22 protein-coding genes are annotated in these 25,578 nt (G+C 49.5%); 12 read left to right on the top strand and 10 right to left on the bottom strand.

The window, feature by feature from the left end:
* Both AB1K62_RS05325 and AB1K62_RS05320 read left to right on the top strand, forming a co-directional pair.
* The gene (locus AB1K62_RS05325; protein ID WP_367001852.1) at positions 1-1,398 is read left to right on the top strand and encodes an amidohydrolase; all 1,398 of its coding nucleotides are present in this window, start codon (positions 1-3) and stop codon (positions 1,396-1,398) included.
* The gene (locus AB1K62_RS05320; RefSeq protein WP_367001850.1) at positions 1,395-2,690 is read left to right on the top strand and encodes an amidohydrolase family protein; all 1,296 of its coding nucleotides are present in this window, start codon (positions 1,395-1,397) and stop codon (positions 2,688-2,690) included. Before AB1K62_RS05325 ends, AB1K62_RS05320 begins: the two co-directional genes overlap by 4 nt.
* A 24-nt stretch (positions 2,691-2,714) precedes the next feature.
* On the opposite strand, the gene AB1K62_RS05315 is transcribed toward AB1K62_RS05320, so the two are convergent.
* The 6 genes from AB1K62_RS05315 to AB1K62_RS05290 all read right to left on the bottom strand — a co-directional run bounded on the left by AB1K62_RS05315 (position 2,715) and on the right by AB1K62_RS05290 (position 10,205).
* The gene (locus AB1K62_RS05315; protein ID WP_367001849.1) at positions 2,715-3,260 is read right to left on the bottom strand and encodes a hypothetical protein; all 546 of its coding nucleotides are present in this window, start codon (positions 3,258-3,260) and stop codon (positions 2,715-2,717) included.
* A 209-nt stretch (positions 3,261-3,469) separates the two neighbouring features.
* Positions 3,470-6,016, bottom strand: coding sequence for a TonB-dependent receptor (locus AB1K62_RS05310; protein WP_367001847.1), 2,547 nt, complete (start codon positions 6,014-6,016; stop codon positions 3,470-3,472).
* 73 nt (positions 6,017-6,089) lie between these two features.
* Positions 6,090-6,599, bottom strand: a complete 510-nt coding sequence (locus tag AB1K62_RS05305; RefSeq protein WP_367001846.1) for a hypothetical protein — start codon at positions 6,597-6,599, stop codon at positions 6,090-6,092.
* Positions 6,600-6,861: 262 nt separating this feature from the next.
* Positions 6,862-7,485 (bottom strand): hypothetical protein, encoded by a 624-nt coding sequence (locus AB1K62_RS05300; RefSeq protein WP_367001844.1) that lies wholly within the window; start codon positions 7,483-7,485, stop codon positions 6,862-6,864.
* An 11-nt stretch (positions 7,486-7,496) separates the two neighbouring features.
* Positions 7,497-9,728 carry a TonB-dependent receptor gene (locus AB1K62_RS05295; protein WP_367001843.1) on the bottom strand — a complete coding sequence of 744 codons (2,232 nt, stop codon included), beginning with the start codon at positions 9,726-9,728 and terminating at the stop codon, positions 7,497-7,499.
* Between the two features lie 300 nt (positions 9,729-10,028).
* A complete protein-coding gene (locus tag AB1K62_RS05290) occupies positions 10,029-10,205 on the bottom strand; it encodes a hypothetical protein (RefSeq protein ID WP_367001842.1) in 177 nt (58 codons plus the stop codon).
* A gap of 149 nt (positions 10,206-10,354) precedes the next feature.
* Here AB1K62_RS05290 and AB1K62_RS05285 point away from each other — a divergent pair, with 149 nt between their 5' ends.
* On the top strand, positions 10,355-10,849 hold the full coding sequence (locus tag AB1K62_RS05285; protein WP_367001841.1) for a MarR family transcriptional regulator: 495 nt from the start codon (positions 10,355-10,357) through the stop codon (positions 10,847-10,849).
* Here the strand turns inward: AB1K62_RS05285 and AB1K62_RS05280 are convergent.
* The gene (locus AB1K62_RS05280) at positions 10,846-11,838 is read right to left on the bottom strand and encodes an aldo/keto reductase (protein WP_367002071.1); all 993 of its coding nucleotides are present in this window, start codon (positions 11,836-11,838) and stop codon (positions 10,846-10,848) included. The two genes, AB1K62_RS05285 and AB1K62_RS05280, sit on opposite strands and share 4 nt — an antisense overlap.
* Complete coding sequence (locus AB1K62_RS05275) at positions 11,838-13,226, bottom strand: amino acid carrier protein (protein ID WP_367001840.1); 1,389 nt, start codon at positions 13,224-13,226, stop codon at positions 11,838-11,840. Before AB1K62_RS05275 ends, AB1K62_RS05280 begins: the two co-directional genes overlap by 1 nt.
* Before the next feature lie 116 nt (positions 13,227-13,342).
* Between AB1K62_RS05275 and glmM the strand changes: the two genes are divergently transcribed.
* The 3 genes from glmM (at position 13,343) to AB1K62_RS05260 (ending at position 16,066) form a co-directional block, all read left to right on the top strand.
* Positions 13,343-14,683, top strand: coding sequence for a phosphoglucosamine mutase (gene glmM / locus AB1K62_RS05270; protein ID WP_367001839.1), 1,341 nt, complete (start codon positions 13,343-13,345; stop codon positions 14,681-14,683).
* 64 nt (positions 14,684-14,747) lie between these two features.
* Positions 14,748-15,500 (top strand): bifunctional hydroxymethylpyrimidine kinase/phosphomethylpyrimidine kinase, encoded by a 753-nt coding sequence (gene thiD / locus AB1K62_RS05265; RefSeq protein ID WP_367002069.1) that lies wholly within the window; start codon positions 14,748-14,750, stop codon positions 15,498-15,500.
* A complete protein-coding gene (locus AB1K62_RS05260) occupies positions 15,497-16,066 on the top strand; it encodes a ribonuclease HII (protein WP_367001838.1) in 570 nt (189 codons plus the stop codon). The genes thiD and AB1K62_RS05260 overlap by 4 nt, the downstream gene beginning before the upstream one ends.
* 9 nt (positions 16,067-16,075) lie before the next feature.
* On the opposite strand, the gene AB1K62_RS05255 is transcribed toward AB1K62_RS05260, so the two are convergent.
* The gene (locus AB1K62_RS05255; protein WP_367001837.1) at positions 16,076-17,068 is read right to left on the bottom strand and encodes an acyl-CoA desaturase; all 993 of its coding nucleotides are present in this window, start codon (positions 17,066-17,068) and stop codon (positions 16,076-16,078) included.
* Between the two features lie 334 nt (positions 17,069-17,402).
* On the opposite strand from AB1K62_RS05255, the gene AB1K62_RS05250 reads away from it, so the two are divergent.
* From AB1K62_RS05250 to AB1K62_RS05240, 3 genes are all read left to right on the top strand, one after another.
* Positions 17,403-18,629, top strand: a complete 1,227-nt coding sequence (locus AB1K62_RS05250) for a DNA methyltransferase (RefSeq protein ID WP_367001836.1) — start codon at positions 17,403-17,405, stop codon at positions 18,627-18,629.
* A 10-nt stretch (positions 18,630-18,639) separates the two neighbouring features.
* On the top strand, positions 18,640-19,758 hold the full coding sequence (gene folP, locus AB1K62_RS05245) for a dihydropteroate synthase (protein ID WP_367001835.1): 1,119 nt from the start codon (positions 18,640-18,642) through the stop codon (positions 19,756-19,758).
* Between the two features lie 342 nt (positions 19,759-20,100).
* Positions 20,101-20,994 carry an OmpA family protein gene (locus AB1K62_RS05240; RefSeq protein WP_367001834.1) on the top strand — a complete coding sequence of 298 codons (894 nt, stop codon included), beginning with the start codon at positions 20,101-20,103 and terminating at the stop codon, positions 20,992-20,994.
* 96 nt (positions 20,995-21,090) lie between these two features.
* Here the strand turns inward: AB1K62_RS05240 and AB1K62_RS05235 are convergent, their stop codons facing one another.
* Positions 21,091-22,332, bottom strand: a complete 1,242-nt coding sequence (locus AB1K62_RS05235; protein WP_367001833.1) for a threonine ammonia-lyase — start codon at positions 22,330-22,332, stop codon at positions 21,091-21,093.
* 57 nt (positions 22,333-22,389) lie between these two features.
* Here AB1K62_RS05235 and AB1K62_RS05230 point away from each other — a divergent pair, with 57 nt between their 5' ends.
* The 3 genes from AB1K62_RS05230 (at position 22,390) to AB1K62_RS05220 (ending at position 25,441) form a co-directional block, all read left to right on the top strand.
* Positions 22,390-23,277 carry an NAD(P)-dependent oxidoreductase gene (locus AB1K62_RS05230; RefSeq protein ID WP_367001832.1) on the top strand — a complete coding sequence of 296 codons (888 nt, stop codon included), beginning with the start codon at positions 22,390-22,392 and terminating at the stop codon, positions 23,275-23,277.
* A 39-nt stretch (positions 23,278-23,316) separates the two neighbouring features.
* Positions 23,317-24,999, top strand: a complete 1,683-nt coding sequence (locus AB1K62_RS05225) for an amidohydrolase (protein WP_367001830.1) — start codon at positions 23,317-23,319, stop codon at positions 24,997-24,999.
* A 199-nt stretch (positions 25,000-25,198) separates the two neighbouring features.
* Positions 25,199-25,441 (top strand): hypothetical protein, encoded by a 243-nt coding sequence (locus AB1K62_RS05220; protein WP_367001829.1) that lies wholly within the window; start codon positions 25,199-25,201, stop codon positions 25,439-25,441.
* The last annotated feature ends 137 nt before the right edge of the window (positions 25,442-25,578 follow it).

Genomic DNA, 25,578 nt, shown 5'->3' with positions numbered 1-25,578 from the left:
ATGATATTGAGAAATTTACTGACAGCCGTTGCTGCCGGTGCACTGGTTGCGGCTTGTGCAACCGCAGGAACAGACAACAGCACGGTCAGCGCTTCGGCGCGTTCGGATAATGCTTCGGCAGAATCTGCATTTCCTTCAACCTACAAAGCCTATCCATCGGACAATATCGCGATAACTAATGTCACCATATTTGATGGTGAGGGGCAGCGGATCGAAAATGGTACGATCTTTATGTCCGGCGGCGAGATTATATCCGTTGGCGGGCCGGATGCTATAGTACCGACAGATGCAAAGGTCATTGATGGCTCTGGAAAATATGTGACGCCCGGTATTATCGATGTGCATAGTCATCTAGGCAACTATCCCACGCCAAGCGTTGCAGCGCACAGCGATGGTAATGAGATGACTTCTCCCGTGACGCCGGAAGTATGGGCAGAGCATAGCGTCTGGCCACAAGATCCCGGTTTTTCCAGAGCGCTTGCCAATGGCGGAGTCACGTCGTTACAAATTCTGCCGGGCTCGGCCAATCTGTTTGGTGGTCGATCGGCAACGCTGAAGAATGTTCCAGCCCGCACGGTTCAGGCGATGAAGTTTCCAGGTGCGCCCTATGGCATGAAAATGGCGTGCGGCGAGAATCCCAAGCGCGTTTATGGTAGTCGCAAGCGCAAACCTTCTACCCGGATGGGAAGCCTGTCGCTGACCCGTCAGACATGGATTAATGCACAGGAATATCAAAAGAAACGCAAAGGCGCAAAGCCGCCGAAACGTGATCTGGCGATGGAAACTTTGGCTGATGTGCTGGATGGTGACATATTGGTGCATAACCATTGTTACCGTGCCGATGAATTGAACCAGATTATAGATATGTCCAAGGAATTTGGCTATAAGGTAACCGCATTTCACCATGCTGTCGAAGCCTATAAAATTGCCGATATTCTTGCAAAAGAGGAGATATGCTCAGCCGTGTGGGCAGATTGGTGGGGCTTCAAGATGGAAGCCTATGACGCTATTCCTGAAAATGCCGCGCTGCTGCAACAGGCGGGAGCATGCGTAATTATCCATTCCGATGATGAGAACCAGATCCAGCGGCTTAATCAGGAGGCTGCAAAAGCGCTGTCCGATGGCCGTGCAATGGGCCTTGAGATCAGCGATGCACAAGCCATTCAGTGGATAACCTATAATCCGGCCAAAGCCATGGGTATCGCCGATCAAACGGGTAGTTTGAAGCCCGGTAAAATGGCTGATGTTGTCCTGTGGAATGACAATCCGTTGAGCGTTTATGCCCGTCCGGAGAAAGTCTGGATCGACGGGGCTTTGCTCTATGATGCAAACGATCCTTCGCGGCGGCCGGTTAGCGATTTTGAACTGGGTCAACCGGGTGAAGGAGATGTGAAATGAAGCGCTTTACAACCATTCTCATATTGTCCTTAGCACTGATGGCGGCTCCTGCGGTGGCGGAAACAATCGCTATTACCGGCGGAAAAGTCGTTGTCGGCGATGGCAGTGCACCCATGGATGGCGCGAACGTTCTCATAAGTGATGGACGCGTGGTTGCCACCGGTACAAACATCAATATTCCTGCCGATGCGCGACAAATTGATGCATCGGGAAAATGGGTAACGCCCGGTGTATTCGCCGGATTCAGTCGCGTTGGTCTGGTTGAAGTCGGTGCAGTTACATCAACCAATGATATCAATGCTGTAAGCTCGGTCTTTTCGGCTGCATTGGATGTACAATATGCAATAAATCCTTTTGCTGCTCCGATAGCGGTGAGCCGGGCCGCCGGTGTGACCCGCGCTGTGGTTTCGCCAGCCACTGGAAAGTCTATTTTTGGCGGCTTTGGAGCGATTATTGATCTGGCTCAGGATAGCGATCCGATCACCAAAGCACGAGCGTTCCAGTTTGTCGAACTTGGCGAAACTGGTCAAAGCCGTGCAGGAGGAAGCCGCTCTGCGGCGCATATCCTGTTTCGCGCGATGCTGGATGAAGCACAGACCTATTCCCGCAACCCGTCTCTGTTCGACAGCGACTTGATGAAAGCATCTGATGCGAAGGCTTTGTTGCCCGTCATCAATGGAACCACCCAGTTGTTGGTGCATGTAGAGAGCGCCAACGATATTTTGAAAACACTCGATCTACGCAAGGACTTCCCATCTTTGAAGCTGGTGCTGGTCGGGGCCAATGAAGGATGGCGCGTCGCCAATGAAATCGCTGCTGCAAAAGTGCCTGTTCTGGCATCTGCTCTAAGCGATTTGCCTGATGGTTTTGAAGATTTAGCTGCTACACAGTCCAATATAGGCCGGATGAAAAATGCTGGTGTCGAGATCGCCATCGGTATGATCAACGACCGCGATGCACATCAACTTCGTTACTCTGTCCAATATGCCGGTAATCTGGTCGCACTCAACAAGGTGCCGCGCGCTACGGGTTTAAATTGGGACGAGGCCTTTGCCGCAATCAGTTCAAAACCGGCAGAGATTATGGGCATGGGTAGTGAGCTTGGTTCGCTACAAGCAGGGCGCAGGGGTGATGTGGTTATCTGGACGGGAGATCCTCTGGAGCTTTCTACTCAGGTTGAACGCGTGCTTATTGATGGTGTTGAACAATCGCTATCCAATCGACAGGAACGCTTGCGCGAACGCTATCGCAATCCCGCTCCCGGCAGCTTGCCAAAGGCTTATGACCGGTAACCTAGGTCTTATCACATACACTAATTAATTGTTCCCATTGGCTCTGGCCCTAGCTTCTTCAGCGCGTGTTTCCTTTAAAAGGGCTATCAACTCATCTGTGCGCCGTTCGGCAGATTCATCTAGATCAAGAGCTGCAAAACTCATCACGTAACGGTCAATATCAGCTCGTGAAACATAAAAGGAGCAGTTCTTAAAGCTTCCGTTTAACTGGTGCTTAGCGAACCAGAATTTACTCCACGGGTGCCCTTGCGATAAGGTCCGTTGCCATAAGTGGCCCGTGCGGCATAAATCCTGCGGCACTTTGTCATTCAGACTGTAAATATATCCTAGAACAAAAGTCGCTTGACGATAGCCTCGATCTGAAGCGGCACGAAGATTATTTAACGCCGCATCGACATCTCCTGCACTTGCATGATAATATAAAGCGGCACCGAGTTGATAATGAAAACGGGCTTCATCAGGATATTGTTCTAACGCATCCTGACAGGCCACAATAGCAGCAGGCAGGTCTATTTCTTTTCTGGTTTTTATACCGTCAATCACCTTATCCGGGTCTTCCGAATGTGCCATGATTTTATCACACTGCATGATTGGTGCGGCGTCTTGCGCGGCAGCCGTACCCGCGAGGCATGATAGGCCAGTCAATATAGTTAAAAAGCGTAGCATCGACACTCTCCTGTAATTATTGGCGCTCGATCCGCTTCCAAAGAGAGATTGCGTTAAACTTACTCTCTCTGGAAGCGGCTATCACGCATTCTGTAGTTCTGGTGCAGCTTTTCTTAGAATTTTACGCTGCCTTCGATACCGAAAGTCCGGCTCTTTCTAAGTCGACCAAAAAAGCCTCTCGGTGCACCGCTTTCGATTACAGCAGGCTGGCCATTGAAGGTTACTGACGAAGCAGGGGGCAAACCTTGTGTGCCAGCGCCATACCGATAATCAAACCAGCGCGTAGCCAACGGTGGAGCATCTTCATTAGTCAAATTACGGCCAAACACGGCAAGGCTAAAGTTCTTACTACGAATCCCGATACGCGCTCCCAAAAGAAACGCAGAGGGCACATAGGCAAAATTATCAGTCTGGACGTATTTCTTACTTTCAAAACTGAAGTTCGTTATGCCGAAGATATCCAGATCTGGTCCGACGGGATGTTCATAGGACGCGGAGCCGTTCAGTATGTACTGGGAGCCCAGTGGCAAACGCTTTCCTTTAATTGAGCATAGCGGGAGCGCAGCATCTGGTGGATTTGTCGTATCAAAATTAGGTCGCAGGCCACCCGAATTCAATATGAACAAATCAGCATCGCAGCCGTTTGTAAACTTAGCATCGACATATGATACTCCAAGATTGAAGGTAAGCCCTTGGGTGGGCACTGCTGTCGCTTCAAGTTCAAACCCTGTGGTGCGTGCATCTCCACCATTTGTCACAATAGAGGCTAATGCCAGCGGGTTTACAGGCGTTGGGATAGACGAGACTATCTGAACTTGGCTTAATTTGTTGGTATAAGCTGCAAATTGTACACGCAGCTTATTATCAAGCGTATCGAACTTTGCCCCGACTTCAAAGGATTGTACTTTTTCCGGGTTATATCTTGGCTGACCTATTGATGTGCCGGTCGCCCCGTTTGACCCGCCCGGTTTTCTGCCGGTTGCAAACACACCGTATAACAACATACCGCCTGGTGTCGTGTAGTTGATTGTTATGCGCGGGTCGGTTCCGGTAAATTTGTTCCGTTTATCGCAAGTACCTGTAAACCCGAACAAGGCTGCATCATCTTGTGCACCTGAGCAGAAAATTGAGGTGGCCGACGCACGATCAATGATTGTTTGCGTTTCTTCCTGATAACGCACTTCGCCAGTGATCCCGAATGAATCGGTAAAATCATATCCTAATAAAGCAAAAACTGCTTTGTTAGTTATGGTGTTTCTAGCAGAACCGTCGGTGCCTAATGGCTCTCCGTCGAATGGATTTGCAAAAGTGATATCTACTTTATCGATCTTTTGGTGATAATAATAAACACCCAACAAACCGTGAAGTTTGCGATCCGTTGGTGTCGCGATGCGCAATTCCTGACTAAAATCTTCAGCCTTTGTTTTTAAACTACTGGCAAAAGTTGGCTCGCCTACCGGGGGACCAAAGTAAAAGAAAGCTTCGCTAATATCGTTGTCTTGCCCTGTGCGCCGGGTAAAATTCCGATAGCCGGTCAGGCTTGAAAGCACAAATCCTGACCCACCAATGTCATAATCAATTGCCGCTGATCCAAAAAATTCGCGGGTATCCAATCCATCAAATGCTGTTCCATCCCGAACGCCAAAAGCTGTCGGTAATGGGTCTGTATTCTGCCGGACATCATTTGGTTTTGCTTGAATGGCTCCACAGAAATACTGGTTTTCATTCAAAGCGCCTGGTGTACCGGCCAGTGGTGCCGGGACGTTTGGGAGGAATGGAGACACAGTTCTATATTTATTGCTTCGGTAGCCTGGTGAACAATTATTTTCAGCGGAGCCTTGTAAAAAGAGCGCGAACGGTCCGTCGTCCTGATGGTCGTATGATCCTCTTAGACGTATTTTGATATCATCGCTGGGCTTGGCAACAAGTGACACATAAGCAGATTTGGATTCTTCCTGTCCGACTTTTTTGCCGGTCAGCTGATTAATAAATTCGCCGTCATATTTATAATATCGCGCACCAGCCCTGAAGCCTATCGCTCCGTCTGCATATGTATCAGACACAGAAGCCGATGCCTGTACTTCCCCATATTCGGCAACCGTAAGCCGGCCAGAAGCAGTCAGATATTCAGTTGGATCTTTGGTAATATAATTTATTGCACCAGAATAAGTATTCCGGCCATAGAGTGCTGATTGGGGGCCTTTAATAACCTCGACCCGCTCAAGAGATTGTGGATCGAATGCCTGAATATTGCCCTGATAGTAGATTCCATCAACAAAATAAGCCGCGCCGCTTTCTACACCAGCTTGAACACCTGCCAAAACACTGGATTGCCCACGAATAACGGGCCGATCCCCGGAACGACCAAATGCCTGGGAAAAGCTGATTCCGGTGGCAAGTTTCGAGAAATCATCAATCGAGTTCAGGCCCAAATTTTCTATCGTGCGTGAGGAAACGGCAGATACTGCCAAAGGTGCATCGCTCAGCCGTTCTTCGGACTTGCGGGCTGTAACCACAATTTCTTCAAGCCCACCATATTGTTTGTCGGAATTAATAGGTTGAGCCGTCTCGGAAGAAACATCCTGAGCAAATGCCGGAACGGTAACAAGGCTCGATACCGCGACAAGCAGAGCCTGTTTAAAAATTTGTTTCTTTGTCATTATTGCATAACTCCCTGTTACGCACTTATGAGTGCGTATTATTTGATCCTACGGTTGAAAAAATGAACTTTTGCTATTTCTTAGCTAAATGATTTTCGAGCCGTGCGCTCAACTTCTCGACTCTTCCCCTAGAAGCCTGCACGGTGATCCGGTCGGTCGCCAAATGCATAAATCTTGACATTTCTGCGTCGGAAACCTGTTCTTTGCAGCCTGCAAACTTGCCATTTAGCTGGTTCTCAACAAGGTGATAGCCAGACCAAGGGTGTTGAAGGCCTACTCCTCGTTTCCATAATGATTGCGCTTTACAATAATCTTTTTTGACCGCTCCACCGAGAGTCTGAACATAGGCAAGAACAAATATGGCTTGAGGATAGCCAATATCCGCAGATTTTTGTAAATAGGGAACAGATTCCTGATGGCGTCCCTGATAATAGATCGTTCGGCCCAGCTGATATATTGACCGTGCATTTTCAGGTTCTGCAGCAACGGCACTTCTACATGCGGCTTCAGCAGCGGGAAGGTCCATCTGTGGTCGTTGCAGTCCTCGTGCGACGCGATTTGGATCAGCAGGATGTGAGGCCATTCTGTCGCATTTCAAAACGGCTGGGGAGGGCAGTGCTCCTGCTGACAGTAAAGTGGCGGAAATTAAAGCTGAGATTACCATTTTTTACGCTCTCCATTTTCAGATTTTACGTGTAAGTTCTGACAATTTATTACAAAGGCAGATATGTTTTTCCTGATAAATTAGGGGCTAGCTTCACCAAGCACAGGTGAAAAGCGGGTGTAGACAGGATGTTCTATCCCAATCCTTCGATTGATGGATTGGGATAGCTGTTACCGAGAAATTATGGTTTTTCAAAATGCTCGACGATGTCTTTTTTAAGGAGGTCGACTAGCGTTTCCTTGTAAAAATCACCGTCCGCATTTGCATGGCCGTTAGTTACATAATCCAGCAATTCTTCTTTGGTGACATCGAATTTACATTGTGCAAATTTGCCTTCGAGCCAATAATAGGGAAAACCGACTTGACCGGCAAAACGTCCAACCTTTGCGGAACGACGGATTAGGTCTCCGCCTTTGCACGTATCCTGCGGCTGTTTGTTGATGCCCATTAAGGTTATGTAGCCAATCACGAAAAGCGATTGTGGATAACCTGCTTTTACAGCCAGTTCGCGATAGGGATAAGCTTTTTCCCCCATCCCGCTATAGCCGTATGCTCTTGCAAGTTGATAGTTTAGACGCGGGTTTTTTGGATCCGCTTTAACAGCACGTTCGCAAGCTGTAACCGCTGCTGGTAAATCTGCATCTCTACGCTTTACGCCAGGGCCAATTTTATAGGGATCATCAGGGTGCGAAATCAGCACATCACATTGCGTAATATCTGATGAATAGTCTTTGGCGTCATAGGTTTGGATGTCCGGTGTCGAGCTAGCGACAGACGCGGCCATGAGTAATCCTGTAAACATCACTGATATTCTCCTTAATATGTGAAGCGAAGACGGATCCCAAACTGACGAGGATCAGCAGGGGTTACGTTTGCTACAAAGTCTCTCAGATTGAAATTACCTTTGGTGAAGTCCGTAAAACGAGCTGCGGACAGATAAGTGTCATCGTCTAGCAGGTTGTTGACAAACAATTCGGCACGCCACCAATCGCGTTCTATGCCCGCACGAGCATTGACCCGAATAGAGGATGGTTTTTTGGCAAGATTAAATGCTTCGGTGTAGGCACTGCCGGAGTAAACGCCGTCTAATCGCCCAAACACACCTAAGCCGCTATTCAACTCACGGTTATAAGCCGCACTTAGCGTTCCGCTAAATTCTGGAAAACGTGGTGATGAATTACCAGACACATCGGCGTTTCCGGTCAACCGGGCACAAAAACCGCAGTCGAAAACTTTATATTCCGAAGCAGCCCAGTTAAACGTGCCCGACAATGTTATGTCATCAGTCACACGTGCTGATGCTTCAGCCTCAATGCCCCAAAGATCAGTTTTACCGGCACTTACAATAACAGGAACAAGGCGAATACCTGCTGGGGTGTTCGGATCTGTGATTGTAGCCTGGGTGCGGTTTTGCTGGTTTTTCCACTGCATATAATATGCAGCCAGGTTTATATTGAATAGACCATTGGCAAATGATTTTTTCAGACCAATTTCGTAATTATCAAGTTCTTCTTCGCCGACGATATCGGTTGCGCCAGTTTGGGCTAGCACTTCATCTTTCTGGGATTGTGTTAAGCCAACTACCGATGTGTTAAAGTCGCCAGGCTTGTTTCCTTTAGCATAAGTAAGATAAAGATTAGTGTCTCTATCTGGCTGCCACTGCAAAATTACCCGCGGCAGAAAATTCTTGAAAGTTTTAGCGAGATTGACTCCTGCTACTACGCCTTGGTCGATTTTATCGGCTTGATAGCGTCCCTCGACATTAAGCGTAAAATTATCGGTGACACTCCATGCAACTGAACCAAAACCAGCGTATGTGCGAACATCGGTTCTTCCGATTTTCTGATCAAGGAAAAATCCGTTCGGGAACGTTGAATTTGGAAACAGATAGCCGATCGAACCATTAGGTGTTTCATAGCGCAGATCAAATATGCTGCCACCAACAAGCCAGTTTATAGCACCGGTTTCACCACTTAACCGTGCTTCTCCGGACCAATCTTCAATATACTGAAAACTGGACTCCAGCCACACGTTTTCGGGTGTAAAATCAAGATCGAGGATACGATTTTGTTTGAGCTTATTATAGCTTCCCCCAACGGTTAGCGTGGCATCAATAGGAGCGATATCAATATCGGATGATAGGCTATATCGTTCGATTTTTCTTCTTAGGCCTACATGATCTAATGAAGGTCCTCTTTTGAGTCCTTCGGAATTACGGCTATTATTGACGTAAATGTCATAAGCTTCACCGTTTAGAACAGTATTGGTTCCAAAATTATCAACTTGTGGCAGATTGCCGCAGAAGTAAGTTACGCCACCTGGATAAAATGGTCCACAATTATGCATGTCTCTGGTCAGAGCAAAGCTGGCTGGGGCGCCATCTTCATCTTGTGAGAAAAACACATTGGCACGCACTCGAACGCCCGGTGTAGGATCGGCATCAACGATGAGGTTAACTGACCCGGTTTCTTCTTCACCAAGCCGGCCATTATCTGCCACGCTTCTATATCTGCCATTGAAAGAATATGTCCGTCCGGTAATCCGTGCACGCAGATCGTCTGTACCTAAAGATCCTTCAAGTGAACCAACAGCTTCAAGATAGCCGCCTTCTGCTACTTGAAGCATTGCGCTCGCAGAAAATCCTGCTTTGGGTGATTTGGATATAAAATTGACGGCTCCGCCAAAGGTTGACCGTCCGAAATGCGCGCTTTGCGGTCCTTTGATGACTTCTACGCGCTCGACATCTTCTGTGCTTAAACTTGATAAACCGCCAGCGACATAAATACCGTCAACAAAGACAGACGCGAGCTGGCGTGTAGGCGCAACATCATTGATGTCCATGCCGCGAAACCGGATGACCGATTCTGATCGTCCGCCGCGTTGGTTCCCTTGCTTGCTATAGTTAAAACCCGGAGCAAAGGTTGAGATATCTTCTAGGTTTTTTATACCCCGTTCTTCAATATCGTCTCCGGAGAGCGCAGTGATAGTTAGTGGAACATCGCTCAGCGCTTCTCCACGTTTGCGCGCAGTAACAACGATTTCATTCATAACTGGTTCGGTAGCTGCACTAGTTGCGGAGGTAACTGCGCCGTCCTTGGTAGAAACGCCATTATCATTTGATTGTGCATAAAGCGGAGAAGCGCTTGTCAGCATGATTGCTGTCGAAGCCAGTAATATTTTCATTTTGGATCCCTTTTTTGAATTTATAGTTTTAGCTTATATTTTCCATTATCTGCGGATTAGCGACCCGTTCTGTAAGGCGCTCGATAAGGACATTCGTTTCCCCCAGCGTGATTTGTTCCCGCGCCATGCTCGGTAAGTGGGGGATCTGGTTGTTGCTGATTTGCTTTACGCATTTTTCGCACCGCCAACGGAGTTAACATATCGCAACATTAAAATTGCTTGAGTAGAACCTGCGTTAGCCGCTTCCTTGTCCGGATCGTAAGGATGTGATGCTATGATATCGAAAGAGTGAACCGGATTGATAACAGGCATGGTCATAACCAGTGCAATTGTCGTTATCATCGTTAAGCTCATTGTTACCCTTCCCCAATATTTATTATCGTTTTTGCCAGAGTTGAGTTAATTGCCTTTTGCAATAGCTTTTTGTCAAGGTATATTTGTCCGGACAAATAGTGATGTCTCTAACCGGTTATTAGATATAGGAAATTTTTGTGACTGATCCTAAAAGTGATAAAATAGACGAGCTGAGTGATCGGTGGTTTACACGATACCCAAAGATGAAAACTGGGCCTTGGCAAATCTGGGGTAGAATGGTTCGAATAAACGAAAGCTTTTTGATTGAAGCCAGCAATTCGCTCGTGCCAGCTGGTTTAAATTATAAAGAATTTCAGACTCTCGCTGCTCTTGTTCTGTCCGAAGAACCATCATACCCTAGTCAAATCGCATCCTTCAGCATGCTCACATCGGGCGGAACTGCGAATTTGTTAAGCCGTCTGGAGAGTAAAGGATTAATCACTCGCAAACAAAATACGCAGGATAAAAGAGGCATTATCGTAGAATTAACAAGTGCTGGCCGCAACTTGTTTCAAACAGCGCTCGACCTTGAAAATAAAGTCGAGCATAAGATGCTTGAACCGCTGACCCTAGGTGAGCGAGAACAACTGATTTCACTTTTGCGTAAGCTTACATCGGAGTTAGGACTTTAAAGTCGAACCATCGACATCATTGCTTCACCATAGCGGGCACCGGATGTGCCGCCAACGGGGGCGGCTTTTTCCAGTTCATCGAGATCGGCATCTGTTAGTTCAACATCAACTGCCGCCATGCTGTCTTCCAATGTCGCGCGGCGTTTAGAGCCCGGTATCGGGACAATGAAGTCTCCCTGTGCAAGCAGCCATGCCAGTGCGATTTGTGCAGGAGAGCGGTCGCGTCGCATAGCAACCTGTTTAACCGCTTCGACCATTCTAAGGTTCTGGTCAAAATTTTCTTCTGAATAGCGCGGGTCGCGTAGGCGGTAATCATCTTCATCAAGATCATTTCTGCTCGTAATCTGCCCGGTCAAAAAACCGCGGCCCAAAGGGCTGTAAGGCACAAAGCCAATATTCAGATCCTGACAGATCGGCAGGATTTCTTCTTCAATGCTGCGCTCCCACAGGGAATATTCCGATTGCAGCGCGGCAATCGGATGGACCTTGTGCGCGCGTTTTATAGTTTCCGGCCCGGCTTCTGACAGGCCGAGATAGCGGACCTTTCCGGCTTGGACCAGCTGCGCCATCGCGCCAACTGTATCCTCAATAGGCACATCCGGATCAACGCGGTGCTGGTAAAAAAGATCGATAACATCAATGCCCAGACGCTGTAGCGAGGCATCGCAGGCGCGGTGGACATTTTCGGGAGATGAATCTGTCCCGATTTTCTCGGGATTTGTCAGATCAAATCCGAATTTGGTAGCGATAACAAGACGATCACGCCGCCCTTTAATCGCCTCACCCAAAAGCTCTTCATTCTTATAGGGGCCGTAAACTTCGGCAGTATCAAAAAAAGTCACGCCCAGTTCAATCGCCCGGTCGAGCGCGGCGAGACTCTCTGTCATATCGGCCTGGCCATACATGCCGCTACCAATGCCGAACATCGGCATGCAGCCCAGTCCCAACGCGGATACTTCCAATTCTTCGCCGAGTTTGCGGTATTTCATCATGAGTCCTTTGAAGATAGTTTCTGCTTGTTCAGATAACCGAAAATCTCTCGTTTAATTTCCGGCGCAAAAATATAGAGCGCGATAACATTGGGAATAGCCATCAGGAAAAACGCGCTATCTACCAGTTTTATGACCTGCCCCAGTTCAAGTATCGCGCCAATGGGTAAAGATATAACATAAAAAAACTTATAAGACCAAACCGCTGTATGGCTGTGTCCGAATAAATAGCACCATGTCTGCTGACCATAAAAGCCCCAGGCGCAAAGCGTTGAGAACCCGAACAGAAAAACAGCAATCGCGAGCAAATAGGGGAACCAGTCAGCAACCGTTGCAAAGGCAGCCGACGTAATTTCTATGCCCTCCACATCGCCGATATAGGTGCCGGCAACGACCATTGCGATAGCGCCTAAAGAGCAAATGATTACTGTGTCGATAAACGGTTCCAGCAAGGCCACCAAACCTTCGGCTGCCGGTTCATCGGTGCGTGCCTGTGTGTGAGCGATTACCGCAGAACCTATGCCCGCTTCAGACGAATATACGGCGCGGCGCATGCCGACGACAAAGGCTCCGATCGCACCGCCTGCTGCTGCTTGCCCGGTAAATGCATCTGATATAATTAGCCCTATAGCAGCGGGAACCTGCTCAAAGTTTATTGCCAATATAGCAAATATGCCGACCAGATATAACAAGCCCATGGCAGGAACAACGGAGGCTGTTACCCGCGCTAGCCAGCCAACCCCGTTTATTACCACCAGTCCTACGAGCGCAGCCATGATAATGCCGTAAACCAGCGGCTGGGTGAATCCGGTGACATGTGCGACCTGTGCATAGCTCTGGTTCACCTGAACTAATGGAATTGCGCCAAACAGAGCCAAGAAGGCATAAATGCCGCCCAAGATAAGGCCGGTTTTGGCAAAACCCCTTGCAGCAAGACCATTTTTCAGGGTGTACATAGGGCCGCCGCGCACATTGCCATTGGCTTGGACTTCCCGGTATTTTAAACCGATTGTGACCTCCGCACATTTAAGAGCCATGGCTACCCAACCAATGATGAACATCCAGAAGGCGGCACCCGGACCACCTGTTGATAGCGCGATAGCAACGCCCGCAATATTACCCAGCCCGATCGTTCCTGACAAAGCAGTCGTTAGCGCCGCGAAAGGAGACATGCTGCCTGCTTGTGAAGGATCAGAAAATTTCCCTCGCAATACTTGAACGCCAGCGCCAAAGCCGCGCAAATTGATGAAGCCCAGATATATAGTGAAAAACAGCATCGGAACGGCAAGCCACAAAACCACCAGTTCGATAGTTATGCCGAACAGGCTGATCTTGTAAAAAACCATATCGGATAAGCGGTTAATCATTTCGTTTAGAATTTCTATCATTTAACTGCTTAGCTTTCTGTTTCGGCTTTATCCGGGATGGGCCAGACGCTAAGGCTAAATAAACCACAAGGCTAATATTAATTAAGGCCTACACCAATCGAGGAACGCTCCCAGTTATGACAAAGAAATTTTTTGGGACAGACGGAATACGCGGACCAACCAACCAGCACCCGATGACCGCAGAAATTGCCATGAAAGTCGGGCAGGCCGCAGGCCGCCACTTTGTACGCGGAGAGCATCGTCACCGAGTTGTTATCGGCAAGGATACCCGTCTTTCAGGCTATATGATGGAAAATGCGTTGGTTGCCGGCTTTACTAGCGTTGGCATGGACGTCGTGCAGGTTGGGCCGATGCCTACGCCTGCTGTGGCCCTGTTGGCCCGGTCTATGCGGGCTGATTTGGGCGTTATGATTTCGGCCAGCCATAACCCTTATCAGGACAATGGTATAAAGCTATTTGGGCCGGACGGATTTAAATTATCCGATGAGGATGAGCTCAAGATCGAGGGCTATCTTTCTGAGGATGCTAGATTGGCACAAGCCGAGGATATTGGCCGGGCTAAACGCTTTGAAGATGCACGCGGACGCTATATTCACGCGATAAAAATGTCGTTACCGGACCATATCCGCCTCGATGGTCTGAAAATTGTGATCGATTGCGCCAATGGCGCGGCCTATCAAGTCGCACCTTCCGCGCTCTGGGAATTAGGAGCCGAATTAATCACTCTCGGTGTCACTCCTGATGGCAAGAATATCAACTATAAATGTGGTTCCACCGATGTCGCCACGTTGCAGGAAACCGTTGTGGCGAGTGGCGCGCATATCGGCATAGCGCTAGATGGTGATGCTGACCGCCTGATCATCGTGGATGAAAAGGGGCGGGTTGTGGATGGTGATCAGTTAATGGCCCTGATCGGGTCAAGCTGGAACCGCAACGGCTTGTTACGTGGTGGCGGTATTGTTGCAACGGTTATGTCCAATTTAGGATTAGAACGGTTTTTAAAGTCTCAAGAGCTCACTCTTATTCGCTCGAAGGTCGGGGATCGCTACGTTCTGGAGGAGATGAAGAAGGGTGGATTCAACGTAGGCGGTGAGCAATCGGGGCATATGATCATGCTGGACCATGGTACGACCGGAGACGGAACTATTGCCGCGTTGCAGGTGCTGCGTGAACTGGTCGATAGCGGAAAACCGGCCAGTGAAATATTGCACCTTTTTGAGCCGGTTCCGCAATTGCTGAAAAATGTTCGCTATGCTGGCGGTATGCCGCTTGATAATGACAAGGTGAAATCAGTCATCACGGAAGCAGAGAAAGAATTGAATGGCAATGGCCGGCTTGTCATTCGCGCGTCGGGAACAGAACCGCTGATCCGTGTTATGGCCGAGGGTGACAATTCCGATCAGATCCATCAGATTACCGAGCGTATTTGCAATGTTGTGGAAGAGGTTGCGGACTGATGATTGAGTTGTGTCTGAGAATAGAAACCTGCGAAAAGGTAGCGGCATCCTTGCTGCTGGCCCAATGAATAGCCATTGCCCGCGCGTTCTGACCATCGCTGGTTCCGACAGTGGCGGCGGAGCAGGGATACAGGCGGATGTGCGGACGATTAGTAACCTTGGCGGGCATGCAATGACCGCGATTACGGGGATTACCGTGCAAAACAGCATGGGGGTGACAGCGTCAAAGGTGATGACGCCAGAGATGGTTTTGGCGCAAATATCAGCTGTTATAGATGATTTTGGTGTCGATGCGATCAAGATCGGGATGTTGGGTTCGCCCGAAATTGCATTGGCAGTTGCCGGATTCCTGAAATCCCTAAAGGATATTCCGGTCGTTTTTGATCCCGTGATGGTAGCCACGAGCGGCGCTGCACTGGCAGACGAGCAGACGGTTTCCGCTTTTCAGGAGATAGTTCCGTTGAGCAGTCTGGTGACGCCCAATCTGGACGAGATGGAGCGTATGGGCGGGGAATCTGTTATTGCCGATTACACCGTGCCGTTTCTGGTCAAAGGTGGGCATGGTGATGGCGATATTCTGACAGATAGGCTGATTGGCGCGGAAGGAGAGCGGGAGCGCTGGGAAGGCAGCAGGATAGTCACGCAGCACAGCCACGGCACCGGATGCACCCTGTCTGCAGCTATTGCGACCCATCTCGGGGCAGGTGACAGCATGAGTGTGGCAATTGGCAAGGCGCGTCAATATGTGCGGAAAAGCTTGAAAACTGCACCCGGCTATGGCGCGGGAAATGGCCCGATGGGCGTGCCGAAAATATGATGTTGCAAATGGTGGCAGGAGTTGATGAAGCGGGCAGGGGGCCGCTGGCAGGGCCGGTTGTTGCCGCAGCGGTGATTTTGCCGGATGGGCATGGTATAAAGGGGCTGGATGACAGCAAGAAACTGACCGCGAAAAAACGCGCTGCCCTGGAAACAGAAATACTGGATAAAGCCTATTATTATATAGCATTATGTAGTGAAGCAGAGATTGATTCTATCAATATATTGCAGGCGACTATGTTGGCCATGACCCGGGCGGCCGATGGCCTGTCGTGCAGGCCCGATCACATATTGGTCGATGGCAATCGCTTACCTAAGTGGGGGCATCAGGCAGAAGCCGTGATTGGCGGCGATGCAATCCACCCGTGCATTTCGGCAGCTTCCATATTAGCCAAACAATATCGTGACCGGATGATGGTTGCGGCCGCAGAACGTTACCCTCAATATGGCTGGGAACGGAATAAAGGCTATGGCACGGCGGAGCATATGGCCGCGCTCAGACAATATGGGCCTACACCTTTGCACCGTAAAAGCTTTGCGCCAGTCGCGCAGTTCGCATTGCTATAATGCTCCGTATCAGTAAGATTGTTTGGCCGTGCCAGTTGCTTTTTGTTGCTGCACCCATTCACCATTTTCATTTTTGATATAGCGCGGCGCCCATTTGACGTTCCACACCAGCCCCATTTTTTCCCACAGCCGGATTAGACCGGCACATGGATCAAATTCCCACCATGTGACACCGGACGTTGCAGAGCGGGGGTGCTGATGATGGTTATTATGCCAGCCATCGCCCATGGTCAAAATGTTAATGAAAATATTGTTTCGAGCCGTATCATGTCCAGTAAATCTTTGCGATCCAAAGAGATGACCAATACTGTTCACACTTTGTAATACCGTAAGAACTGCAAAAATTCGCAGGAATCCGGCTATTAATATTGTCCCGATAATTGCTTCGGGACCAGCAAAAGCCAGCGCCCACAAAACAGGAAAAACGATCGCAGACACAAAATACCAGAACCACCTTGTGCGATGCGCGAACATGACAATTTCATTATCGATCAAGCCTTTTCCATAGATTTCAAGATCGGTTGTCGTACGGTCGAACAGCCAGCCGACATGACTGTGATGGAATTTCGCAAACCCTTTTAGCGGCTTTCCATGGCCATCAAAATGCGGGCTATGGGCATCGCCGACCTTATCCGTCATAGCATGGTGGCGGCGATGATTAGCGGCCCAGTGAAGCGCAGACCCCTGCGCTGCCGATTGGGTCAAAATAGCAATGAATATGCCCATTGGTTTGGATGTCTCAAATGCGCGGTGCGAAAAATAGCGGTGATAGCCGACGATGCACCCGATCATGGATAAGACATAACCGACCAGAAAAGCAGACCATTCCGTCCAGCCGGAACCATAAGCGATCATCCAGTAGACTGCTGCAATAGAGCCGCCGATTTTAGTTGTGGATAATATGGCATGTTCACGCAATTTTGCACGGGCCGCCCGTCCGCCATATTTGACCCCGGACGGCATTGTAATATCTGTGCTTTTACCGCTGCTATCAATCGCCATTACATGCCCCCCCCCAAATGGTCAGATAAAGCTCTTTGTAGAAATGTTACCGGAGTATAGTCATATTTTTGCTGATCGGGCAATTGGGTTAACCGATATCGGTGATAGGCGCCCACAATTGTTGGGCCAATAAATTATTATCATTTTTTTTCGTTTACTTATTTTAGCGAGTCCTTTTCGCCACACCACAAGGGATTGAGTCCATGATACCGGCCACGACTCCACATCTGGTGAGCGGACTCCTTTCGTTCTCTTTTTGCTATAATCGTTAACCATGGAAACGCGCCTTTAACCTAAGTTAACAGCCTTGACCGCTCGCCTCAAAGGACTCACCGTGAAGATCACTTCAGTCAAAGAGGCAAAATTCATGGAAATTATTGAGCGTATCGACACGCCCAAAACAAAAACGAAAGCAAAGCCGGTTAAGCGGGTAAAAGCACCAAAAACGGTTTCTAAAAAGCTAAATCAGCTGTCTAAAAAAGACGCAGCCGCGTTGCCGCTCAACCAGATTTTGAAAATGGATTGTATTGAGGCAATGAAATCCTTGCCTGATGAGAGCGTCGATATGGTTTTTGCCGATCCGCCCTATAATCTGCAACTGGGCGGAGATTTGTTCCGGCCCGAAGGCGGTCAAGTCGATGCAGTTGATGATGATTGGGACAAATTTGACAGCTTTGCTCTTTATGATGCTTTTACCAAGGCCTGGATGAAAGAGGCGCGGCGCATATTAAAGCCTGACGGATCGCTATGGGTGATTGGCAGCTATCACAATATATTCCGTGTCGGTGCTTCCTTGCAAGATCTTGGCTATTGGATCCTCAACGATATTATCTGGCGCAAAGCCAATCCGATGCCGAATTTCAAAGGTACACGCTTTACCAATGCACATGAAACGCTGATCTGGGCCTCGAAATCCGAGAAAGCCAAATATACATTCAATTACCGAGCCATGAAAAACCTCAATGACGAGTTACAAATGCGTAGCGATTGGGTCATGCCGATTTGCGGCGGGCAAGAACGGTTAAAACGCAATGGTGTCAAAGCTCATCCGACACAAAAACCGGAAGCGTTGCTCTATCGGGTCATGCTGGCAACCACTAATAAGGGAGACGTGGTGCTGGATCCGTTTTTTGGAACCGGAACCACCGGCGCTGTCGCAAAGCGTCTGGGCCGTCACTGGATCGGTTGTGAAAAAGAAGACAAATATTGTGATGTAGCGCAGGAGCGTATCGATGCGGCGTTACCGCTGGATGAAAGCGATCTTAAAACCATGCAGTCGCCAAAATCTAAACCGCGGGTGGCGTTTGGCACATTGGTCGAAACCGGCTATCTGAAACCGGGGACAATATTGTGCAGCAAGAACCGTAAATTCAAAGCAAAAGTCCGCGCGGATGGGTCGCTCTTATGGGAGGGCCACGAAGGCTCCATCCATAAAATCGGAGCGACTGTTCAAGGCGCGCCAAGCTGTAATGGCTGGACCTATTGGTATTATGATGATGGCAAACAGTTGAAACCGGTTGACGATTTGCGTCAGACATATTTGTTAGCCACAGAGCCATAAGGAAACCATCATGGCGGGACCATCTCGGCCAAATGCGAAACTCTATCTGAAACCTACGAGCTTTCTTGAAAGCCCGCAATATTATGATGAGCAGAATCTACGGCTAAACAATAGCTTATTGTGGTTCTCCCAAATCGAATGTCTGATAACCGAGGACGGCCAGCCGACGGTCAGAAAACTGGTCCCGGTGGAGCTATGGGCCACAGTCGCTTCGCATTTGCCGGAAAACCTGCAACCACGAGCCGCCGCATTATTTGACAATCTGGTCAAAAGCCATGCACCGCTGCAATGCGGAGATCGGGTATTACGCTTTGATCAGCCGCATGTGATGGGCATAGTGAATATCACGCCGAACAGTTTTTCAGATGGCGGCAAGCATGATGGCGATCCGCAAAAGGCGGCAGACGCCGGTTTTGACATGGCAGCGGCGGGGGCATCCATCATCGACATCGGCGGAGAATCTACCCGGCCCGATGCAGACACTGTTTGGGAAGGTGACGAAATCAAGCGGGTCGTGCCGGTGATCGAACGGCTTGCCCAATGCGGTGCGGCTATATCTATTGATACGCGCAAGGCAGCGGTGATGGAGGCTGCGATTGCGGCAGGGGCGCATATCATTAACGATATATCTGCATTGCTACATGACAAACGGTCTTTAGAAGTTGCTGGTGTGTCCGGCAGACCGGTTGTGTTGATGCACGCACCGTCCAGTGGAGATGATCCGCATAAGGGCGGTGAATATAAAGATGTCGTGACCGAAACGTTCGATTGGCTGGAACAGCGCATCACAGATATTGTCGAAGCGGGTTTTGAAAGAAACAGGATTATTGTCGATCCGGGACTTGGTTTTGGCAAGTCGCTGTCCGAAAATCTGGCACTGATGAACAATATTGCGCTATTCCACGGATTGGGTCAGCCGCTGCTTATCGGGGCCAGTCGCAAACGGATGATCGGTGCACTTTCCAATGAAGCAACGGCGGATCAGCGCCTTGGCGGCTCCATCGCGTGCGCCCATCACGCTGTGCAACAAGGCGCACAGATTGTACGGGTGCATGATGTGCCCGAAACTGTTCAAGCAATTCAGATGTGGCGTGGCATGCGGGACGCCGGAGTTACGGCGCGAGTTTAAAAGTCTTGCGGCAATAATTCTAGCCGTCATCTCCTCTCAAATCTATCCTCGCAGTTTTAGAGTGCATATTCGCGTTGTTTTGCGGCGCGGAATGTAACGGTTCGCCGCAAGGTCTGCTCGGATTGTCCTTAGAACGGACAATGAAGGCGGTTGTGTTCATGCGCGAGAAAGGATGTCTTGACCACTTGGGAAGCCGATATGTTCACAGGCGGTATCTATGCCGCTTCTTATTGTGCTGCCACCGGACGGGGAACCTGACAGGCGGTGCATCATCACGGGTCCGGTTTTACAAACACCACTAATATGCTGGACCGGAAGCTAATGCTTGAAGGAGTAGAAATCATGAGCAACTTTTCCAAAAGTCTAAGTATCCCCTACCTGCTTGCTACAGTCGCTATATTGGTGCCGGGCAGCGTGTCTGCACAGCAGGGTATGACAGAAGCTGAAAGACAGGCCATCATTGTATCCGGGCAACAAGCGCAAGAAGCTGAACTTCTATTTGAAGCCGCTACCGAAGGGCCGGATATTGAAGGTATTATCAGCGCGCGCAGCGGCGACAGTTTGCAAATCACGGCGAACGACGGCACAAGCACGATTATTACATTTAATGAAGCCACCGAGATTAAAGCCAAAAAAGGCTTTTTGGGTCTTGGCCGTAAAAGTCTCTCCGGTGACTCGCTTCTCAATGGCCTGCCTGTTTCGATTAAGACATTGCAGTCGGGAGGCCAATTGATCGCGAGTAAGATCAGTCTGGATAACAGTGATCTAGAAACCGCTAATATGATCCACAATGGTACGGCACAGGGTTTTGCGAAACAGACCGCGGCAACCGAGGCGCTGCGTGGTCGTATGGGCGACATTGACAAATATAATGTCAAGGGCACAACGAATGTGAACTTTGACTCGGGCAAAGCCGTGCTTTCCGAGAAAGCCAAGGCCGATCTGTGTGCGACAGCAAGCTCCGCAGAAGCTATTGATAATGCTCTGCTGCTTGTGGTGGGTTATACTGACTCAACCGGAAGCTATGAACTAAATCAACGGCTGAGCGAAAAACGGGCGAGCCGCGTGGTCAATTATATCCAGCAGAATTGTGGCTGGAAACCATATCGCATGCTGACCCCCACCGGCATGGCCAAAGCGGATCCGATTGCGAGCAATGCCACCGCAGAAGGCAAAGCGCAGAACCGGCGTGTGGCGGTAAATATTCTGGTTAGCAAAGGGCTCGACGGCCTATAAGCCATGCGGGGCGGGTGCTTTTGGGTGTCCGCCCCTAATCCAGAGCAGTCCAGTAACGCATTTTAGCCGGAGATTGCAGAAAAATACCTGCTTAGCCTAATCTGCCAGCTCGACCTGTCGGACATCATAGCCGGATTTATTAAGATCAACGATCAGTCCATCAAGTTGTTCTTTGTCTTTGGCTTCACATTCAATATCCGTAATCAACCCCTTGGCTGGTAGGTTTGTAAATACGCGCTGGTGGTAGACTTCGATTATGTTGACCCCATGTTCGGCAAATTGTTTCACAACATTGTAAAGTGCGCCCGGCTGATCACGCAGATGCAGGCGCAGGCGGGCAAGGCGACCGGACCGGGCCAGATCGCGCAGCAGAACATTCGCCAGAAGTCGGGTATCAATATTACCGCCGCATAAAACCAGACCGACTTTTTCACCGGCGAATTTTTCCTTGTTAGCAAGCAAAGCAGCAAGCCCGGCAGCACCGGCGCCCTCGACAACGGTTTTTTCTATCTGGAGCAGCAAACTGACCGCGCCTTCCAGTTGCGCTTCACCGACCAGCAAAATTTCATCGACATATTTTTGAATAATTCCGGCGGTAAATTCCGATGGATTGCGAACGGCAATCCCTTCGGCAAGCGTATCACCGCCAGCGGAGACTTCTGTGCCATTCAGCTTGCCATACATGCTGGGGTAAAGAGCGGCCTGTACGCCGGTCATTTTTATCTCTGGTTTCATGGCATGTGCGGCCGTTGCCATACCTGAAAACAGACCTCCGCCGCCAATCGGTATGATAAGACGGTCAAGATCAGGAACGGCCTCCAGCATCTCAATCGCCACAGTTCCCTGTCCAGCAGCGACGCGTGGATCATCAAAGGCATGAATATAAGTGAGGCCGCGCTGCTGCGCGAGTTCCAGCGCGTGGGAATAGGCTTCGTCATAACTGCCGCCCGCCATCACAATTTCTGCACCATGGCCACGGGTTTGCTCGACCTTCACCATTGGCGTGGTGGTCGGCATGACTATTGTCGCGGGAATGTCCAATTTTCTGGCATTATAGGCAAGACCCTGAGCATGATTGCCAGCCGAAGCGGCAATCACTCCGGCGGCCCGCTTGCTCTCGTCCATCAATAGCAGGGCATTCAGTGCGCCGCGTTCTTTGTATGCGGCAGTAAATTGCAGGTTTTCAAATTTCAGATAAACGTCCGTACCCGCCAATTCGGACAGGGTAATGCTCTTTAATGTCGGAGTTTGCACGACACGGTCACGAATGCGCGCATGCGCCGCCCGGACATCGGCATAGTTGAAAGATGGAAGCGAGCTGGTTTCTTTATCTGTCATAGGCGAAACGCCCTAACCTATCTGGTCTTTCAGGGAAACAAAGATTATGCAAGTGTAATGGTGAAAATTGCATTTATCGGAATTGGCGTAATGGGCGGCCCTATAGCTATGCATCTGGTCCGGGCTGGTCATGAGCTAACAGTCTATAATCGCAGCAAATCCAAGGCTCAAAAATGGGTCGACGAAAATGGCGGAACGGTTGCCGTCAACCCCGCCGAAGCGGCAAAGGGCGCTCAGATAGTCATTAGCTGTGTTGGTAATGACGACGATCTTCGTTCTGTGACCATGGGACGCGATGGTGCTTTTGGCGTGATGCCTAGCGGATGTCTGTTCATCGATCACACCACAGTATCAGGACATCTAGCGCGGCAGTTGTCAGTTGAGGGGGAAGGGCGCGGTATTCATGTTTTGGACGCGCCGGTATCGGGCGGTCAAGCAGGCGCGGAAAACGGCAAGCTTTCAATCATGTGCGGCGGAAGTCAGGAGGCCTTTGCCGCTGCAAAGCCTATCATGACAGCTTATGCATCCCGCATAGTGCATGTTGGTGCGCCGGGGGCTGGGCAGATGACAAAAATGTGCAACCAGATTGCCATTGCCGGTATCCTTCAGGGATTGTCAGAAGCATTGCGCTTTGCTCAGGCAAGCAGTCTGGATCTTGATAAAGTGCAAGAGGCGATTTCAGGCGGAGCGGCGCAAAGCTGGCAAATGGATAACCGCTGGGCGACGATGGCGCAGGACGAGTTTGATTTTGGTTTTGCAGTAGACTGGATGCGCAAGGATCTCGGGCTGGCGCTGGAAGAGGCACGGACTAACGGTTCGACTTTGCCTGTCGCTGCACTGGTTGATCAATTTTATGCCGAAGTGCAGCTTGCCGGTGGCGGTCGCAAGGATACCAGCTCGCTGGTCTCACGGTTGCCAGGCGGATCTAAGGACCTCAAAAGATAAGTTACTAAATAGCCAGAAGGCCGGTTTTAACAAAGGATAATGATGCGTATTTTTTCAATATCAGGAATGGGTACGGCATTATGTGCATGTGCGGCCCTTTTGCTTGCAGATGCACCGGCACGGGCCGAAAGCTTGATTGCAAATGTTAACGGCATGACGCTTGGTGAAGATGGAAAGCTCATTCGCTTTTCTGCCATGGTCATAGATGATGATGGCCGGGTAAAGGAACTGCTAAACCGCAAAGACAAGCAACCTAAGGACGTTGATTTCCGCTTTGACGGCAAAGGGAAAACCCTGATTCCCGGCTTTGTCGATGCGCATGGTCATGTAATGGGGCTGGGCTTTGCTGCGCTCACACTCGACCTGTCCAGAACAAAATCTCTGGAAGAAGCGCAGCAGGCATTGCGCGATTATGCGGCCAAATATCCCAATCGCCAATGGATTATCGGGCGCGGCTGGAATCAGGAGGCTTGGGGACTAGGCCGCTACCCCAATGCCGCAGAGCTCGACGCGGTCATAGCTGATAGGCCAGTATATCTCACGCGGGTCGATGGCCATGCCGCATGGGTGAACAGCGCGGCCATGAAAGCGGCAGGGATTACCGCCACGACCAAATCGCCATCCGGCGGCGCAATTGAAAGAACCGGCGGCAAACCAAGCGGAGTTTTCATTGATAAGGCGCAAAGCCTGTTTGAACAGGCCATTCCGGCACCGCGTCCGGTGGAAGATGATATAGCTTTGATGAAGGCTCAGGATATATTGCTGTCGCAAGGCGTAACTACGATTACGGATATGGGAACAACTCTTCGGGACTGGCAGAGTTTTCGCCGGGCAGGGGATAAACAGCAGTTGCAGATGCGAATCATCTCTTATGCAGGCGATATAGAAAATATGGTTGCGATTGGCGGTCCGGGGCCGTCGCCGTGGCTCTATGATGACCGGCTGAAGCTGGCGGGTGTAAAATTATATCTTGATGGCGCCCTGGGCTCGCGCGGCGCTCTTTTGAAACAGCCTTATTCCGATAAACCGGCAGAGCAGGGACTTGCCCTTATCACTCCGTCGCAGCTCAGGAACAAAATGAGCAGGGCAGCGATGGATGGCTTTCAAACAGCGGTCCATGCTAATGGTGATCAGGCGAACGCTGAGCTTTTATCCGCGATTGAAGAATTGCAATATACATTCAAGGGTGATCGGCGCTGGCGCATAGAACATGCACAAATTATTGATCCCGTCGATTTACCAAATATTGTCAAAACAGGGGCAATCGCATCAATGCAGCCGGTCCACCAGACATCTGATCGGTTGATGGCAGAGGCGCGTCTTGGTCCTGATCGTCTAGCCGGTGCTTATGCGTGGAATACTATTCTTGAGTCGGGCGCGAAATTGGCTTTTGGCACAGATGTACCAGTTGAATCTGCAAATCCGTTTCCGGGGTTGGCAGCAGCAATGACCCGGGAAGATGCTAATGGCCAACCCGTTGGAGGATGGATGTCAGCAGAGCGTTTGACGCGGGTAGAGGCATGGAAGGCTTATACAATGGGCGCCGCCTATGCGTCATTTGCAGAAGATAGAATTGGTAGCCTGACAAAAGGAAAGCGTGCGGATTTTCTGATTATCGATAAAGACATCATGTTGGCGCAGCCGCAGGAAATAAGAGATATTACAGTAGAACAAACATGGATTGCCGGTCGTCCGGTTTTTATTAGGGCAGCGCAGCAATAATCATTACAACCTATTGTAAAGGCAATTAGGCTTGTTTTTTGGGATAGCTATTTGATTTGTAAATTGTCTGTCCGTACTATCAACCTGATAGTGTATGCAAAAATAAATAGAGTCGTGTAACACTATTATCCTATCAAGGGATTCAGCCGACGTTGGATTAATCTTTGATAATTAAAAAATATTCTGATTGGAGTATGGAATGAACTTGAAAAAATTAGCAGCATCAGTTGCTGCTGTATCTCTCGCAACTGCACCCGCAATGGCACAATCTGTGCAGAGCACTGCTCCTGTTGCAGAGCGCATTGGTGCGACTACGGATGCCAAATCTCAAAAGCTTCAGGGAAGCACAGGCATCATCGTTGGTGTTTTGGCAGCGGCGGCTGTTATCGCTGGCATTATCATCATTGCTGATGATGACGACGATGCTCCGACAAGCCCCTGAGTTTGAATAAATTTCAAGAAAGGCGGGGCTTTTGTCCCGTTTTTTTTTGTCTTAAAGCCATGTATTTTATAAATATATACTAATCAGCTAACATCATGGTAAATGGCCTTTTCATATTTGCTAACAAAAGGCATATT

Origin of the sequence: Parasphingorhabdus sp. JC815, assembly GCF_040717415.1 — a bacterium.
Taxonomy (GTDB): Bacteria; Pseudomonadota; Alphaproteobacteria; order Sphingomonadales; family Sphingomonadaceae; genus Parasphingorhabdus.
This window is presented reverse-complemented; position numbering and strand designations above follow the sequence as displayed.

Excerpts from the sequence above, each read along its gene's own strand:
- AB1K62_RS05225 (WP_367001830.1), top strand. The coding sequence starts at position 23,317 with ATGATGCGTATTTTTTCAATATCAGGAATGGGTACGGCATTATGTGCA.
- AB1K62_RS05315 (WP_367001849.1), bottom strand. The coding sequence starts at position 3,260 with ATGGCACATTCGGAAGACCCGGATAAGGTGATTGACGGTATAAAAACC.
- AB1K62_RS05255 (WP_367001837.1), bottom strand. The coding sequence starts at position 17,068 with ATGGCGATTGATAGCAGCGGTAAAAGCACAGATATTACAATGCCGTCC.
- AB1K62_RS05240 (WP_367001834.1), top strand. The coding sequence starts at position 20,101 with ATGAGCAACTTTTCCAAAAGTCTAAGTATCCCCTACCTGCTTGCTACA.
- AB1K62_RS05220 (WP_367001829.1), top strand. The coding sequence starts at position 25,199 with ATGAACTTGAAAAAATTAGCAGCATCAGTTGCTGCTGTATCTCTCGCA.
- AB1K62_RS05230 (WP_367001832.1), top strand. The coding sequence starts at position 22,390 with ATGGTGAAAATTGCATTTATCGGAATTGGCGTAATGGGCGGCCCTATA.
- AB1K62_RS05325 (WP_367001852.1), top strand. The coding sequence starts at position 1 with ATGATATTGAGAAATTTACTGACAGCCGTTGCTGCCGGTGCACTGGTT.
- folP (WP_367001835.1), top strand. The coding sequence starts at position 18,640 with ATGGCGGGACCATCTCGGCCAAATGCGAAACTCTATCTGAAACCTACG.
- AB1K62_RS05295 (WP_367001843.1), bottom strand. The coding sequence starts at position 9,728 with ATGAATGAAATCGTTGTTACTGCGCGCAAACGTGGAGAAGCGCTGAGC.
- AB1K62_RS05290 (WP_367001842.1), bottom strand. The coding sequence starts at position 10,205 with ATGATAACGACAATTGCACTGGTTATGACCATGCCTGTTATCAATCCG.
- AB1K62_RS05275 (WP_367001840.1), bottom strand. The coding sequence starts at position 13,226 with ATGATAGAAATTCTAAACGAAATGATTAACCGCTTATCCGATATGGTT.
- AB1K62_RS05260 (WP_367001838.1), top strand. The coding sequence starts at position 15,497 with ATGATGTTGCAAATGGTGGCAGGAGTTGATGAAGCGGGCAGGGGGCCG.
- thiD (WP_367002069.1), top strand. The coding sequence starts at position 14,748 with ATGAATAGCCATTGCCCGCGCGTTCTGACCATCGCTGGTTCCGACAGT.
- AB1K62_RS05320 (WP_367001850.1), top strand. The coding sequence starts at position 1,395 with ATGAAGCGCTTTACAACCATTCTCATATTGTCCTTAGCACTGATGGCG.
- glmM (WP_367001839.1), top strand. The coding sequence starts at position 13,343 with ATGACAAAGAAATTTTTTGGGACAGACGGAATACGCGGACCAACCAAC.
- AB1K62_RS05310 (WP_367001847.1), bottom strand. The coding sequence starts at position 6,016 with ATGACAAAGAAACAAATTTTTAAACAGGCTCTGCTTGTCGCGGTATCG.
- AB1K62_RS05280 (WP_367002071.1), bottom strand. The coding sequence starts at position 11,838 with ATGAAATACCGCAAACTCGGCGAAGAATTGGAAGTATCCGCGTTGGGA.
- AB1K62_RS05305 (WP_367001846.1), bottom strand. The coding sequence starts at position 6,599 with ATGGCCTCACATCCTGCTGATCCAAATCGCGTCGCACGAGGACTGCAA.
- AB1K62_RS05235 (WP_367001833.1), bottom strand. The coding sequence starts at position 22,332 with ATGACAGATAAAGAAACCAGCTCGCTTCCATCTTTCAACTATGCCGAT.